This is a genomic window from Bacillus sp. 05T22 (assembly GCF_056396765.1).
In genome coordinates, this window is the sequence record NZ_JBFTMC010000099.1 from 1 (window position 1) to 15,964 (window position 15,964).

The following is a 15,964-nucleotide window of genomic DNA, read 5'->3' on the forward strand; positions in this document are numbered from 1 at the left end:
GACGATATCTTGTGCGTCTTTCAAAAGCGATGGAAGAAAAAGAAAAAAGGATTTTCTAATTTTATGTCGAATTGAATCGTTGGGGTGAACTTTAGTGGAAGAAAAAAAGCAACAGAATATAACGATAAAAGGGACGAAAGATGGACTGACATTACATTTAGATGATTGCTGTTCATTCTCTGAATTACTGCAAGAACTGGACGAAAAGCTTTCCACTCACTATTACGATGGTGATGGACGTTCATTAATTGAAGTACATGTTAAAGTCGGCAATCGCTATTTGACAGATGTACAGCAAGAAGAAATTCGCACTTTGATTCGTAATAAAAAAAATCTTGTTGTGGATTCCATTGAGAGTGATGTCATAACAAAAGCTGAAGCAATAGCGTGGAAAGAAGAAACAGAAATTGTCCCTGTTTCCAAAATTGTTCGCTCAGGTCAAGTATTGCATGTAAAAGGAAATCTATTGTTAATTGGAGATGTCAATCCAGGCGGAACGGTTATCGCTGGGGGAAATATTTTTGTCGTTGGATCATTACGAGGAATTGCGCATGCTGGATATTATGGGGATACAGATGCTGTCATTGCAGCATCTGTTATGAAYCCWATGCAACTYCGAATTAGTGATGTGACAATGCGGGCTCCGGAAGAGAAAGAAGACGGAGCAGAGGCGGCRGAATGTGCGTATATTGATGAGAACAATCACATTGTTGTCGATCGCCTGCAACTTCTCACTCATCTTAGACCTAATTTAACAAAGTTAGAAAGGGGAATTGTATAGCTGTGGGAGAGGCAATAGTAATTACATCTGGAAAAGGCGGGGTAGGAAAGACTACAACGTCTGCAAACATTGGTACAGCCTTAGCATTATCCGGGAAAAAAGTATGTTTAATTGATACGGATATTGGTCTAAGAAACTTAGACGTAGTAATGGGGCTAGAAAATCGTATTGTATTTGATCTTGTTGATGTCGTCGAAGGTCGTTGTCGTTTACCTCAGGCTCTTATAAAAGATAAGCGCTTTGATGAACTTTATTTATTACCTGCAGCACAAACGAGCGATAAGTCAGCGGTAACACCTGAACAAATGGATGAGTTAATACAACTATTACGTCAAGATTATGATTATGATTACATATTAATTGATTGTCCTGCTGGTATTGAGCAGGGATTCAAAAACGCGGTGGCAGGTGCGGACAAAGCGATTGTTGTAACGACGCCTGAAGTATCTTCTATGCGTGATGCAGACCGTATTATTGGGCTTTTAGAAAAAGAAGATATCGAACCACCAAAACTTGTTATTAACCGTGTGCGTAGCCATATGCTACATGAGCAAGATATGCTAGATGTAGATGAAATTGTACGTACACTTTCGATTGAGTTGCTCGGAGTTGTCGAGGATGATGATGAAGTTATTCGTGCTACAAATACAGGTGAACCTGTAGCATTGCAGCCGAATGGAAAAGCATCATTAGCTTATCGGAATATTGCAAGACGTTTGCTAGGTGAATCTATCCCTTTACAAGCGTTTGGGCAAGAAAAAGTATCTGTTTTTACAAAGATGAAAAATTTCTTTGGAATTCGTTAAAAGCACTTCGCATGTATGCGAGGTGCTTTCTTTTTTATTCTCATGAATATCTTCCTCTTAGGGTTCATACATATGTACAAACTGTATAAAGTTTGGAAAATAGAGAACTTTTATTTCCCCTGCTATTTGCGGGGGAAATAATCAGTAGGGAAGATAGTTTCACTTTACTTGCCTCTCTTGCAAGAAGAGGTGGCAAAAGGAAGGGGACAGGATGAAGAATAGACGTGTAGAAGAGATTAAAAAACGGATTGCAAAGAGAAAAGAAGAACAAGAGAGGCTCGAGGAAGAACAGTATTTTTCTGAAGGAAACTTTGATGGAGAAACGATGTTCATTGAAGAAGGTGAAAAAGAGGTGCACCCTCTTTTTCGAAAGGAAGTATTTTTATTTAAATTTTTATTAGCGGCGATTCTCGTTCTCTCGGTAGCCATTTTATTTAAAAATGCACCAGCTTCTTTTGATGGAGCAAGAACGGTTGTAAAACAAGTTATGCAAGAGGAATTTCAGTTTGCTACTGTATCCAAATGGTACGAAAATCAATTTGGAAAACCGCTCGCTTTTCTACCTGCAAATGAAAAGAAGCAAGGCATACAGCAAAAAGATTATGCAGTTCCGGCTTCAGGGAAAGTTATGCAAAGTTTTCAAAAAGATGGCCAAGGTGTATTTGTACAAACAGCTGCGAATGCAACTGTTGAATCGGTAAATGAAGGGGTTGTTATTTTCGCTGGTAAGAAAGAGGGGTTTGGGAATATAGTTGAGATCCAGCATGCAGATGGTACGGAATCATGGTATGGAAATTTAGGTGAGACATCTGTAAAATTATATGATTATGTTGAAAAGAAACAAAAGGTTGGAACAGTTGGGACCAATGCGGATAACAAGAATGGCAAGTTCTATTTTGCAATTAAAAAGAATGAAAAATTTATCGATCCGATTCAGGTGATTTCATTTGAATAAATATAGTGAAGTATTGTCAAAAATTACAGTGCATCCACTGTTTTGGGGAATTATAGCTATTGGGATTTTTACGGCGCGTTTTAAAGAATTACTACTTTTATTTTTTATCGTTTTGATTCATGAACTTGGGCACGCCTTCGCAGCTGCTCATTATAAATGGAGAATCAAGCAAATACAACTTTTGCCGTTTGGCGGGGTGGCGGAGCTTGAGGAACATGGGAATAAGCCGTTAAAGGAAGAATTAATCGTTGTAATAGCAGGACCTATTCAACATGTATGGATGATTGGGCTAGCGTATGTTTTGGCTAGGGCAGGATGGTTTAGTGAGGAACTTTATCATTTTTTTGTATGGAACAATTTAATGATTCTAGGGTTTAATTTACTACCAATTTGGCCACTAGATGGTGGGAAAGTATTGTTTAATGTTTTATCACATCAATTTCCTTATTTACAAGCGCATGAGAAAATGATGAAAATATCATGTGTTTTTTTTAGTGTAATATTAGGGTGGCAACTGTTTTGGAATAGTAATAGTATTATGATGTGGGTGCTGCTTCTATTTTTAGCTATTTCTTTATATCAAGAATGGAAGCAACGGCGCTATGCGTTTATGCGTTTTTTACTAGAACGTTATTATGGAAACAAGCGAGATATTGAAAAGATTGCTCCAATTGAAGTGCGAACTGAGGATCAATTATACACGATTTTCACAAAGTTTCGGAGAGGGTATAAGCACTCGATTATCGTTCATGGTAAATATAAAGAGCATTATACATTAGACGAAAACGAATTGCTTTATGCTTATTTTACCGAAAAACGAACAACTTCATCTGTGGAAGAGTTAATCGGTTAGTGTTGACGAGGACACTAACCTTTTATATTGTAAGAGGAAAAGAAAATGAAAAAGTGAGGAAAGTATTTTGAAGACGTTATACATCAACTATACTGGTTCGGAAAAACGGGTTGCTGTAGAAGAAAAACAAAAGATTGTTGAGCTTTTATGGCAACGAAATCAAGAGCAAGAGATTGTTGGGCATATTTATGTGGGACGTGTCGTACGAACGATTGCTGGGATGAATGCAGCGTTTGTAAATATCGGTTTAGAAAAACATGCCTATCTTTCATATGATGATGTTCCATCATCATATCGAGTGCACGAAGGACAAGCATTGCTTGTGCAAGTGGTAAAAGAAGCGATTGATACAAAAGGGCCAAAATTAACAGCGAATGTAGAATTTACCGGGAAATATGTCGTTTATATGCCTTATGATGAAATGCGCGCTGTTTCCCGGAAAATAAAAAATAATAAAAAACGGCAACAGTTGCTTGAAATTCAAATAGAGGGAATCGGAGGGTATATTTTCCGTTCAGCTTGTGACAAAGGTGCAATTGATGAAGTGCAGATTGAAATGCAATATTTTCAAGATCTGTATAAAGAATTAAAAAGAAAAGAAGAGCATGGAAAGGCACCGTTATTACTCCATCGTCCAGCAACCTTTTTAGATCGTGTATTTAAAGAAAATCCGATTGAAACAATTGAAAAAGTAATTGTAGATACACGCAGTATAGTACCGGAATTGCAAGATAAAGTAGGAAAAGAAAAGGTTTCGTTTTACAATGAAACAACTTCTATGTTCATTCACTATGGTGTGGAGCGTGAGATTGAAAAAGCACTGCAAAAAATAGTGTGGTTATCAAACGGTTCTTATTTAATTATTGAGCAAATGGAGACAATGACGGTAATTGATGTGAACACCGGTAAATTTACTGGAAAGCAGAATTTGCAAGATACGGTATTACGGACGAATGAAATAGCTGCGGAAGAAATTGCTCGTCAATTAAGACTGCGTGATATTGGTGGTATGATTTTAATTGACTTCATTAATATGGAAAAACAAGAAAATAAAGAAAAAGTAAGAGAGAGACTCATTTCTTCATTACAAAGGGATCGTACATATACACGTGTTCTTAGATTTACAGAGCTCGGTATCTTAGAAATGACACGTAAGCGAAAAAAACACTCGCTCCGTGATGTATTATTAGACGATTGCTCAGCGTGCCAGGCGACAGGATATGTAATGTCTCATGAATCAATTGCATACGAGCTAGAAAGAGAACTTGTTACATATAGTAGTTCGGAGGACGAGGCGGTATTAATTGCAGCTTCAAAAGAAGTACAAAAAATATTTTTACAAAAAGAATTGCAAAAAAATATACCGTTCCAAGTTTATTTCACAGATGAAGAAGCTGAGAAATATGCAATTATTCGATTTGGAACGAGGCAAGAAATGATGCTACGTAAAAATAGTTAGCAGAACATTTATTGACAATAGTCAACGTTTCGTGATAACATCTTTATGTTATAGTTTATAGCACCTAAACTGCTATATGCTACAACCGCGCAAGACAGGTTCCAAAAAGGCATTCTATGTCTACCTCGTTTTGGCGAGTCTTAGTAATTATGAGGAGGTGCAAGTATGTACGCAATTATCGAAACAGGTGGAAAACAAATTAAAGTTGAAGCTGGTCAAGAAATCTACATTGAAAAATTAGATGCTGAAGCTGGTGAAACTGTTACTTTTGACAAAGTTCTTTTCGTTGGTGGCGAAAACGTGAAAGTTGGTAGCCCAGTTGTAGAAGGTGCAACAGTTACTGCGAAAGTTGAAAAACAAGGTCGCGCTAAGAAAATCATCGTTTTCAAATACAAAGCGAAAAAGAACAATCGTAAGAAACAAGGTCATCGTCAACCTTACACTAAGCTAGTGATTGAAGCAATCAACGCTTAATTCTGGTTAAGATGATTAAAATTACGATAAGTCGCACGAAATTAGGAAGTATCCAATCATTTAAAATGACTGGACATGCCGATTATGCGCCACATGGACAAGACCTTGTCTGTGCTGCAACAACTGCGGTCGTGTTTGGATCTATAAATGCAGTGGAAGTACTTTGTAATGTGCAAGCAACTATTGAACTCGGAAGTAATGGTGGATTCTTAACGTATGAGTTGCCTAATGATTTAGATGCTCATACAGCAGAGAAAGCTCAAACGCTTTTAGAAGGATTAGTTGTTTCGCTTAAGACGATTGAACTTGATTACGGAAAGTATATCCGTTTAATAGAAAAAATGCAGGAGGTGTAACGTATGTTAAGATTAGATCTTCAGTTTTTCGCATCTAAGAAAGGTGTAGGTAGTACAAAGAACGGTCGTGACTCTCAGTCAAAACGTCTTGGTGCTAAACGCGCAGATGGTCAAACGGTTTCAGGTGGTTCAATTCTTTACCGTCAACGCGGTACAAAAATTTATCCAGGTGTTAACGTTGGTCGTGGTGGCGATGACACTTTATACGCGAAAGTTGACGGCGTAGTACGCTTCGAGCGTCTTGGCCGTGACCGCAAACAAGTGAGCGTATATCCTGTTGCTCAAGAAGCATAAGAAACTCACGGAAAACTCTAACCTGAGTGCAGGTTAGAGTTTTTCTATATTAAGGGGTATCTGGATGAATAAAAAATGGACAATTATAGATGCGTTGCGCCATTCTAGGCATGATTGGCTCAATCGTATGCAGATGATTAAAGGAAACCTCTCCCTTGGAAGAGTGGAAGAGATTCATGGGCTCATCGATCGTTTTGTCCAAGAAGCGAGACAAGAATCCAATCTGATGGGGCTATCGATGCCTTTATTTTCAGAATGGATTTTAACATATAATTGGAAACAGCAGCCGTGCTTATTGGAGTACGAAGTATTAGGGAAATTACATAACTTATCTCATTACGATGAAGAAGTGTGTACGTGGACGAATGAATTTTTCTCAATGCTTCAGCATAGTTTAGACGTTTATGTTGAAAATTATGTTTGTATCACAATTGAATGTGACGCGGAGAATGCTCGTTTCTTTTTTGATTTTCGTGGCAAGCTAACGAATGTAGAAGAACTACAAACGTGGCTTACAAACCAAAACAATGAATGGTATTTCATTTCTTATACAGTGCGAGATGATGAAATCTCGGTTATATTACAACCAATCGAAAAAAGTGTGGTGAAATAATGTTTGTAGATCAGGTCAAGATATATGTAAAAGGCGGCGACGGTGGAAACGGAATGGTTGCGTATCGTCGTGAGAAGTATGTTCCAAAGGGTGGCCCAGCAGGTGGCGATGGAGGTAAAGGTGCAGATGTTGTTTTCGTTGTTGACGAAGGCTTACGTACATTAATGGACTTCCGCTACCAACGTCATTTCAAAGCTGATCGCGGTCAACACGGGATGAGCAAAGGGCAACATGGCCGTAAAGCTGACGATTTAATCGTAAAGGTTCCACCAGGAACAGTTGTAAAAGATGAAGAAACTGGTCAAATTCTTGCGGATTTAGTAACGCATGAGCAATCAGCTGTTATTGCAAGAGGCGGTCGTGGTGGCCGTGGTAACTCACGTTTTGCAACACCGACGAACCCAGCACCAGAAATCGCTGAGAACGGGGAACCAGGTCAGGAACGTGATGTAATCTTAGAATTAAAAGTATTAGCGGATGTTGGACTTGTTGGATTCCCAAGCGTAGGTAAATCAACATTATTATCCGTTGTATCATCAGCACGTCCGAAAATTGCAGAATATCACTTTACAACAATCGTTCCAAACCTTGGTGTTGTTGAAACTGGTGATAACCGCAGCTTCGTTATGGCTGACCTTCCTGGATTAATCGAAGGAGCACATGCGGGCGTTGGACTTGGACACCAATTCTTACGTCATATCGAACGTACACGTGTTATCGTGCATGTGATTGATATGTCTGGTTTAGAAGGCCGTGATCCATATGAGGATTATGTTACAATCAATGCTGAATTAAAAGAGTACAATCTGCGTTTAACAGAGCGTCCACAAGTTGTTGTTGCAAACAAAATGGATATGCCAGATGCAGAGGAAAACTTACAAGCATTTAAAGAGAAAGTAGGAGACGAAGTTCAAATCTTCCCAATCTCTGCCGTAACAAAACAAGGTGTTCGTGATCTATTATTTGAAGTAGCAAACTTAGTGGAAACAACACCAGAATTCCCAGTACATGATGTTGTAGACGAATCTGAAGCAAGTGTAATGTACAAATTTGAATCTGAAGGATCTAAGTTTGAAATTACACGCGAAAGTGACGGTACATTTGTCATTTCTGGTTATGATATTGAGAAAACATTCAAGATGACAGACTTCTCACGTGATGAATCTGTACGTCGTTTCGCTCGTCAAATGCGCGGAATGGGTATTGATGAAGCTCTTCGTGCACGCGGTGCAAAAGATGGTGACATTGTAAAAATTCTTGAATATCAATTCGAATTTATCGATTAAGACTGCCAAAATACGGCAGTCTTTTTTATAATGGAGAAAGGAGTGTAAATAAAGCTATAGAAATACAGATTGGAAAACCGATAGAAAGCTTAATTTTTAGGTGGGAGAGAGGATCTGGTCGGGCGTAGAAACGGTCGGTGCCTTTTTGAGTCCCATGCCATGTGAGAACAGAGGGAGAACAGAGGGAGAAAAAGAGTGGGGATTTCCTCTTGTTTTCAAGGCCGCAATTTGTACGTTGGAAGTCAAAACGATAGAAATACAGATTGAAAAACCGATAGAAAGCCTAATCTTTAGGTGGGAGAGAATGCATAGAAGCGGTCAGATCCTTTTTCTGCCCCATGCCAAGTTAAAACAAAAGGAGAAAGCAAGTAGAGGTCATCTTTTGTTTTTCATAGCCATGACTTATACGTTGGAAAATCAAAATAGATATTCATTTTTAAATTCAGAAGAATGAAAAAATAGTCACTCTGTAGTAAGAAACAAGGGGAGAGGGAGTATATGTATAAAATATTAATTGTAGAAGATGACGAAAAGATTGCTGGGATATTAGAAGAACATTTAGAGAAGTATGGCTATCAATCATTTCGAGTGACAGATTTACGCCATATAAAAGACGAGTTTGTGAAGGTGAATCCCCATCTTGTTTTACTCGATATTAACCTGCCGTACTTTGATGGTTTTTACTGGTGTCGTCAAATTCGAACTGTGTCTAATGCACCGATTATTTTTGTATCTGCTCGAACAGGGGAAATGGATCAGGTCATGGCAATTGAAAACGGTGGTGACGATTATATTGCAAAGCCATTCCATTTAGATATTGTTATGGCGAAAGTAAAAAGCGCCTTGCGTCGTGGATACGGTGAGTATGCTTCATCGGCAGAAAGCGATTGCTTTGGTGTGAGTGGATTGCTGCTATTTCCATCACAACATACAGTTGAGTGGCAAGGGCAACAAATAGAGCTCACAAAAAATGAATTTTATTTATTAGAGTGCTTAATGAAGCAGGCAAATCAATATGTAACGCGTGAGGAACTCTTAGAGGCATTATGGGATGAAGTAGCATTCGTTGATGATAATACATTAACAGTGAACGTAAAGCGTGTCCGAAAGAAGCTAGAGGAGCTTGGGATTGTAAATGCAATCGTAACAAAGCGGGGATACGGTTACGCACTTCTTACAGAGTGGGGAGATGGGCATGAAGCTTAAGGGTTACCTCATTGATCGTTTTCCTTTAATTGTTTCATATTTTGTGAGCATTTGCCTATTTGGGCTTGTATTACAATTACAGGCGCTTTTAGAAAAGCGGTCGCTTGACTGGAGTACGTGGTTGTATGGGCTTTTATTAGCAACCGTCGTGTTTATCGTATACCTCATTTATGATTATCGAAAACGCAGCGTGTTTTTAAACAGAATCGAACAATACATTGCTGGAGGACATACGTTACATGACTCTTTATTAATTGATGCTTCCTATACGGCTGAACAAGARATGATTGTAGAAGCATTCATTTTACTTAGACAGCAATATATGAATGAGGTTCACCAGCAGCATGCGAAAGATCAACAGCAAATGATCTTTATGAACCAATGGATTCACCAAATGAAAACACCAGTTTCAGTGATTGAATTACTGTTGCAGAAATTTGGTAAAGCGCATCGCGAAGCAAGAGAAACGGTTGAAAGTATTCGCGAAGAAAATAATCGTATTTTACATGGTTTAGATTTAGCGTTACATATGGCAAGGTTAGAACAGTTTGCAAAAGATTACAAAGTGGAGGTAGTAAATGTACTAGAGGTTGTTCGAGAGGTTATTAACCAAAATCGAAAATCTTTCATTCAATCTTCTGTATATCCGAAAGTAATGTTTGAAGAAGAAACGTGTACGATCGCTTCCGATCGAAAATGGATTAGTATTGCAATCAATCAAATTGTTATGAATGCAATTAAATACACAAAAATCTCGCAAGTGGATAAGAAAGAAATTCAGTTTCAAATAGAGGAGAAGGAACAGACAGTTCTATTACATATTTGTGATACTGGAATCGGTATTCCAAAGCAAGACATCAAACGAGTTTTTGAACCATTTTTTACAGGAACAAATGGAAGAAAAACAAGAGAAGCAACAGGAATGGGATTATATATTACAAAGGAAATTTGTGATAATCTTCATCACGGAATTTACGTGCAATCAACCGAAGGAGAAAGTACAACATTTACATTCCAATTTGCAAAAGATGAAGAATATCATGCATTAATGAGAAAAATGACAAAATTGTAAGATAACAAACGGTTTTGTAAGGAAAATCACTCGTTTCTTTTTCTCATTTTTCTTATAGTAAATGTAAGAAGAAAGCACATAGGGGGATTTAGAAATGAGTGTTCTTGAAGTAAAAGGTTTAACGAAAGTGTATCAATCAAAAGGATCAGTGGCAACGACTGCTTTACACGATATAAATTTTAAAATTGAAGAAGGCGAATTTGTAGGTATTATGGGTCCTTCAGGAAGTGGGAAAACAACACTTCTAAATTTATTAGCAACAATTGATAAGCAAACTTCAGGCCATGTTTATGTGAATGGTGAAGAGATTAGTCAAATGCGTGCTGCAAAACTAGCGGAATTTCGCCGTACACATTTAGGGTTCATCTTCCAAGACTTTAACTTACTTGATACGTTATCGATTAAAGAAAATATTATTTTGCCATTAGTTATGGCGAAGCGCCCTGTAAAAGAAATTGATACGAAAGTACTTGAAATTGCGAAGTTTTTAAATATCGAAGGGATTTTAAATAAAAAAGTATATGAAGTATCGGGTGGACAACAACAACGTGCGGCAGCTGCACGAGCAATTATTCATGAACCGACATTAATTTTAGCAGATGAGCCAACTGGGAATTTAGATTCTAAGTCTGCGAAATCTTTAATGGGCGCACTGCAAGATTTACATGAACAGAAAAAAGTAACAATTGCCATGGTAACACATGATCCAGTAGCAGCTAGTTATTGCGAACGTATTCTCTTTATACGCGATGGAGAAATTTTCTCAGAAATWCATAAAGGAARAACRAAGCAAGCCTTTTTCCAAGAAATTTTAGACGTACTTGCGATGCTAGGGGGRGAATATCATGAACTTTCGCCAGCTCGCGCTTAATAATGTAAAAGGAAATTGGCGTAATTATAAAGCTTTTCTTATTAGTAGTTGTTTATCAATCTTAGTATTTTTCATGTACGCTTCCTTCATTTATCATCCAGATGTAGTGGGCGGAAACATTAGCATGAAGACGATGGTTACAAAAGGGCTAGAATCAATGAACTATATCATTGTCATCTTTTCAGCACTATTTATTTTATATGCTAACTCAACGTTTTTACGAGCGAGAAAAAAGGAGTTTGGTTTATTAACATTAATAGGTGGAACAAAAGCGCAGCTTGGTCGTATGCTTATACTAGAGCAAATGATTTTAGGTGTAATCGCAATTGTAGTAGGGATTGCTCTTGGTATGCTTTGTTCAAAGCTCTTCTTTCAAGCTTTAAGTGTATTACTTGGTATAGATAAAACACTTCCACTTGTATGGAATGGAAAAGCAGTTCTGATTACAGCTAGTGTATACTTCGTTCTCTTTTTCATCCTATCATTATTCGGTCTTTGGGCGGTCGGTCGTTTGCAAATTATTGACTTATTAAGAGAAGCAAGAAAACAAAAAGTAGAGCCTTTCGCATTTACATGGCTATGTGTAGTCGGGATATTATGTATTATTGTCGCGTATGTACTTTGTTTCCAAGTTACGCTTATGAATTTCATTATGCTATTTTTACCGATTGTAGGACTGACAATTGGAGGAACGTACTTACTATTTACACAAGGTAGCACTGTTGTATTAAAGGTGTTACAAAAACGAAAAAAATCTTTTTATACATATCCAAATATGTTTGTACTTAGTAATCTTATTTATAAAATGAAAGATAATGCTCGTTTTCTCTTTGTTATATCTATTATTACAGCTGTTGTTTCTTCCGCGGTTGGTACACTGTATGTATTCTTTGAAGATATGAGTTATAAAACAGTAGCTAGTACGCCGCATGCTATTTCATATGAGGAGAAGGGAGTAAATACACATAACATCATTAGTGAAGAGAAAATGCAAGAGTTATTGAAAAATCATGGGTTTGAAGATGCACGAAAAGTAACATATGTAAAACTTCCAGCAACACAGAAAATAGAGCGGTTGAATGGCAATCATGAGATGCCTTTAGGTATTATCTCAGAAAAAGAATATAATGCAGAAGCACGTAAGCAAAAGAAAGAGGAAGTTCATAATGCACCAGGAAGCGCAACGATGGTTTTAATTGATATGATGAATGACTTTGTGAAGTTAGATCGTACAAAACCATTTGAGTTCACGCTGAACGAACAAAAACAGTCTATTAAGCTAAATGATCCAATTTCACAGTCTGTTTTTAACGATGAAGGGTACCTTATTGTTAATGATCAAGACTTTGTGAAATATGCAAAGGTTGTATCAGATGAAGAAAAGACAAAATATTACGGATATTATATTGAAGACTGGAAAGGAACAGAGAATCTTGTAGTAGACTTGAAAAAAGAAATTGCACAAGAACAACAACAGAATTTCCATAATTCAGTTCTTACTTATAAAGCAATAAAGGAGCAAGGGGCAATTACAATGTTCATCGGTTTCTTTGTAGCAGTACTATTTTTCTTCTTTGCTTGCAGCATGACATACTTTAAATGGTTTAATGATAAAGAACAAGATCGTATTCAATTTAAGTCATTAAAGAGAATCGGTATGACAGATAAAGAAATTCATAAAATTGCTATTCGCCAAATGGGAGTCATTTTCTTTATTCCAATTCTTATTGGTACATTGCATAGCGGATTTGCTCTTCATACATTAGGAAAAATGCTTTATTTAGATTTATGGAAATCAGGTGCGATTGTTATTGGAGCATATATTATAGCTTCGGCAATTTACTTTATGATTGCACAAAGAGGATATTTAAAACACGTAAAAAGCTAGGGAAACCTCTAGCTTTTTACGTGTGTAACAGGTTACAGGGGGAATGCAGATGAATGTCAGGCAGCTAGCGATACAAAATATAAGGGGGAATTGGCGGAGTTATAAAGCACTTCTATTAAGTAGCTCTTTTTCTGTAGCAGTTTTTTATATGTATACATCTTTTGTTCATCATCCGGAAGTTGCACACAGTAATGTCCACATTGGAATTCGATCAGGTTTACAAGGGTGTAGTTATCTTATTCTTATGTTCTCGGCACTGTATATGTTCAGTTCTAATGCTACTTTTCTTGATGCGAGAAAGAAAGAATTAGGATTGCTTAAATTAATGGGATCTACAAATGCTAGAATCTCAATTCTACTATTCTTAGAACAGGCTGTAGTGGGCTTGGTATCAACTTGTATTGGGATTGGGATTGGGATGTTATTTTCAAATTTATTTTTAATGACATTAAGTGTACTCTTAGATTTAGAGAATAGGATTTATTTCATCTTTCAAATAAAACCATTCTTGATTACCGTTGTTGTATATTCAATTATGTTTTTTTCTTTAGCATTATTTGGTTTGTGGAATGTGCGGAGGTTAGAAATTGTTGATTTATTATTGGATAAGAGGAAAGGACGTAGAGTTTTTAAAGTTGGGAAATGGCGATTTGGTTTAGGGGTTATTTTACTTTTATGTGGATATACCCTTGCGGTAAAGGTAACGCTAGGAGAGTTATTTCTCTATTTTTATCCAATCCTTAGTACTGTAATTATAGGAACTTATTTTTTATTTACTCAAGGCAGTTTGTTTGTTTTGAAAGGACTTCAAAAACAGAAGAATATCTATTATACATATCCAAATCTATTTGTGCTTCGCAGCCTTGAGCATAAATTGAAAGATCATGCGAAGTTTTTATTTTCTATTTCTATTTTGACAGCAACAGTTATTACAGCAACAGGAACTGCATATGCATATTTTTCTGACCTTCCCAAAAGCGCTATGTTTTCATTTCCTCATGAAATTTCCTATACAGAAAAAGGAATAGAATCTCATGAGGTGATTTCTCCCGATGAGCTCTTAGCACTATTTGAAAAATATGGTTATGAAAATGTAGAGAAAGTACAGTTTATCGGATTACCAGGAAAGTTTATTACAACACATGACGGACGTCTGTTTCCGATTACTGTTATTTCACAAACGGATTATAACAAAGAAGCAAAGAAGCAAGGAAAAAGCATGGTAAACAATAAAAAAGGTTATGGCACATTTATAAACCCAATGGCTTTTGATGGTCAGGATGTGTATAACAAGGAAATATTCTATTTTCAAATGTTAGGAGTACCATATCAAATTAAATTGCATGAATCTAAATCAGATATGGTTTTTAATGGAGATGGCGCTGGGCACCATAATCAATTATTAGTTGTACGAGATGAACAGTTTAAACAATGGGAAAGTGTCATTCCTAATCGTGAAAAATATGTATATTATGGTTATAATATTCCAAATTGGCAGGGGCAAAAAAAATTCGCGTTAGAAGTAAGGGGAAAAGTGTCTCCAGATTATTCTTCTTCGATGAGAAATAAGATCAGTATATATATCCAATTTAAGGAAGGGGGAGCAGTGTTATTATTTATCGGATCATTTATTAGTATTCTCTTTTTCCTAGCAACTTGCAGTATGACATATTTTAAATGGTTTTCAGATATTGAGCAGGATCGTAAAGAGTATCAGTCTTTAATGAAAATAGGGATGGAGAAAGGGGAAATAAATCGGATTGTTAGACGGCAAATGGGGAGTTTATTTTTTATTCCTATTGTGGTCGGTATAGTGCATAGTATATTTGCTTTCTATGCATTGAGTAATTTAATGGAAATGAATGTGTTATTTACAAGTATAAAGATCATCGGTATATATTGTGTAGCAACAGCTATCTATTTCTTCTTCGCTCAAAAAGAATATATGAAACATATAGACTAGCAAACGCTAGTCTTTTTAAAATATTCAAAATTCACATAGAAAAATAAAAATATTCATGGTATAACAGTAAGAAAACGAAAAAGAGGGGAAAAGACGATGATTCGAGTTGGCTATTTAGGACCAGAAGCAACATTTACAAATATGGCGGTGAGTCGTTTTTTTCCGGAGGCAGAGCATGTGCCGTATCGCACGATTCCTGATTGCATGGATGCTGCAGCAAATGGAAATGTAGACTTTGCAGTTGTACCGTTAGAGAATGCGATTGAAGGTTCTGTTAATATTACTGTTGATTACCTTGTGCATGAGCAGCCGCTCTTCATTGTAGGAGAAATTACAGTGCCTATTCAGCAACATTTACTTGTGCATCCAGATTATGAAGAGGTGTGGAAAGAAGTATATGCAGTTCATTCTCACCCGCATGCGATTGCGCAATGTCATAGGTTTTTAAATGAAGAATTAAAAGGTGTAACGGTTCGGGATATGACTTCCACAAGTGCAGCGGCGCAATATGTGAAAGAACATCCGGAAGAAAGGATCGCTGCAATTGCAAATGAAGCGGCAGCAGAGAAGTATGATTTAGCAATTGTGCAGCGTAATATTCATACGCATAAAAATAACCATACACGTTTCCTCGTGTTACATAAAAAACAGCGGGCACTACTACCGAAAAACGGTGAGAACCGCGGGGAGAAAACGACACTTATGATAACGTTACCTGCTGATTATGCAGGAGCACTTTATCAAGTATTATCAGCTTTCGCATGGAGAAAATTAAATTTATCGAAAATCGAATCTCGTCCAATGAAAACGGGACTTGGTAATTACTTTTTCTTAATTGATGTGGATAAGACATATGATGATGTGTTGTTGCCAGGAGTAACAATGGAGCTTGAGGCACTTGGTTTTTCTGTGACGGTGCTGGGGAGTTATTCGTCTTATTGGTTGTAAACAAAAATAAACCTCATTGCATATGAAGTGAACCCCGAAAACGGGACACATATCAAAACACCTAAACCATCTGTTCCCTATATTCTTTAGGGGATAGGTGGTTTAATTTTTCTTGAATTCGCACACAATTGTAGTAATG

General features: G+C 36.9%; 16 protein-coding genes and 1 other annotated feature. All 16 genes read left to right on the top strand.

What is annotated here, in order from left to right:
- Positions 1-94 precede the first annotated feature (94 nt).
- Entirely contained in the window at positions 95-781 is a 687-nt protein-coding gene (minC, locus tag AC1DIT_RS22130) for a septum site-determining protein MinC (RefSeq protein ID WP_003200837.1), read from the top strand.
- 2 nt (positions 782-783) lie between these two features.
- The gene (gene minD, locus AC1DIT_RS22135; protein ID WP_016116483.1) at positions 784-1,587 is read left to right on the top strand and encodes a septum site-determining protein MinD; all 804 of its coding nucleotides are present in this window, start codon (positions 784-786) and stop codon (positions 1,585-1,587) included.
- 211 nt (positions 1,588-1,798) lie between these two features.
- A complete protein-coding gene (locus AC1DIT_RS22140) occupies positions 1,799-2,542 on the top strand; it encodes a M23 family metallopeptidase (RefSeq protein WP_016116482.1) in 744 nt (247 codons plus the stop codon).
- Positions 2,535-3,395, top strand: coding sequence for a M50 family metallopeptidase (locus AC1DIT_RS22145; RefSeq protein ID WP_016116481.1), 861 nt, complete (start codon positions 2,535-2,537; stop codon positions 3,393-3,395). Before AC1DIT_RS22140 ends, AC1DIT_RS22145 begins: the two co-directional genes overlap by 8 nt.
- 67 nt (positions 3,396-3,462) lie before the next feature.
- Positions 3,463-4,854, top strand: coding sequence for an Rne/Rng family ribonuclease (locus tag AC1DIT_RS22150; protein ID WP_016116480.1), 1,392 nt, complete (start codon positions 3,463-3,465; stop codon positions 4,852-4,854).
- Positions 4,855-4,927: 73 nt separating this feature from the next.
- Positions 4,928-5,005, top strand: a sequence feature (ribosomal protein L21 leader region).
- Positions 5,006-5,019: 14 nt separating this feature from the next.
- On the top strand, positions 5,020-5,328 hold the full coding sequence (rplU, locus tag AC1DIT_RS22155) for a 50S ribosomal protein L21 (protein ID WP_003200848.1): 309 nt from the start codon (positions 5,020-5,022) through the stop codon (positions 5,326-5,328).
- An 11-nt stretch (positions 5,329-5,339) separates the two neighbouring features.
- Complete coding sequence (locus AC1DIT_RS22160) at positions 5,340-5,684, top strand: ribosomal-processing cysteine protease Prp (RefSeq protein WP_016116479.1); 345 nt, start codon at positions 5,340-5,342, stop codon at positions 5,682-5,684.
- Positions 5,685-5,687: 3 nt separating this feature from the next.
- Positions 5,688-5,978, top strand: coding sequence for a 50S ribosomal protein L27 (gene rpmA, locus AC1DIT_RS22165; protein WP_000944957.1), 291 nt, complete (start codon positions 5,688-5,690; stop codon positions 5,976-5,978).
- Positions 5,979-6,042: 64 nt separating this feature from the next.
- Entirely contained in the window at positions 6,043-6,591 is a 549-nt protein-coding gene (locus AC1DIT_RS22170) for a sporulation initiation phosphotransferase B (RefSeq protein WP_016116478.1), read from the top strand.
- Complete coding sequence (gene obgE, locus AC1DIT_RS22175; RefSeq protein ID WP_003200852.1) at positions 6,591-7,877, top strand: GTPase ObgE; 1,287 nt, start codon at positions 6,591-6,593, stop codon at positions 7,875-7,877. The genes AC1DIT_RS22170 and obgE overlap by 1 nt, the downstream gene beginning before the upstream one ends.
- A gap of 498 nt (positions 7,878-8,375) precedes the next feature.
- The gene (locus AC1DIT_RS22180) at positions 8,376-9,083 is read left to right on the top strand and encodes a response regulator transcription factor (RefSeq protein ID WP_016116477.1); all 708 of its coding nucleotides are present in this window, start codon (positions 8,376-8,378) and stop codon (positions 9,081-9,083) included.
- Positions 9,073-10,155 carry a HAMP domain-containing histidine kinase gene (locus tag AC1DIT_RS22185; RefSeq protein WP_016116476.1) on the top strand — a complete coding sequence of 361 codons (1,083 nt, stop codon included), beginning with the start codon at positions 9,073-9,075 and terminating at the stop codon, positions 10,153-10,155. The genes AC1DIT_RS22180 and AC1DIT_RS22185 overlap by 11 nt, the downstream gene beginning before the upstream one ends.
- Before the next feature lie 94 nt (positions 10,156-10,249).
- Complete coding sequence (locus tag AC1DIT_RS22190) at positions 10,250-11,026, top strand: ABC transporter ATP-binding protein (protein WP_476998404.1); 777 nt, start codon at positions 10,250-10,252, stop codon at positions 11,024-11,026.
- The gene (locus AC1DIT_RS22195; RefSeq protein ID WP_016116474.1) at positions 11,001-12,914 is read left to right on the top strand and encodes an ABC transporter permease; all 1,914 of its coding nucleotides are present in this window, start codon (positions 11,001-11,003) and stop codon (positions 12,912-12,914) included. The genes AC1DIT_RS22190 and AC1DIT_RS22195 overlap by 26 nt, the downstream gene beginning before the upstream one ends.
- 49 nt (positions 12,915-12,963) lie before the next feature.
- Complete coding sequence (locus AC1DIT_RS22200) at positions 12,964-14,877, top strand: ABC transporter permease (protein WP_016116473.1); 1,914 nt, start codon at positions 12,964-12,966, stop codon at positions 14,875-14,877.
- A gap of 96 nt (positions 14,878-14,973) precedes the next feature.
- Positions 14,974-15,825, top strand: coding sequence for a prephenate dehydratase (pheA, locus tag AC1DIT_RS22205; protein WP_016116472.1), 852 nt, complete (start codon positions 14,974-14,976; stop codon positions 15,823-15,825).
- Positions 15,826-15,964 lie beyond the last annotated feature (139 nt).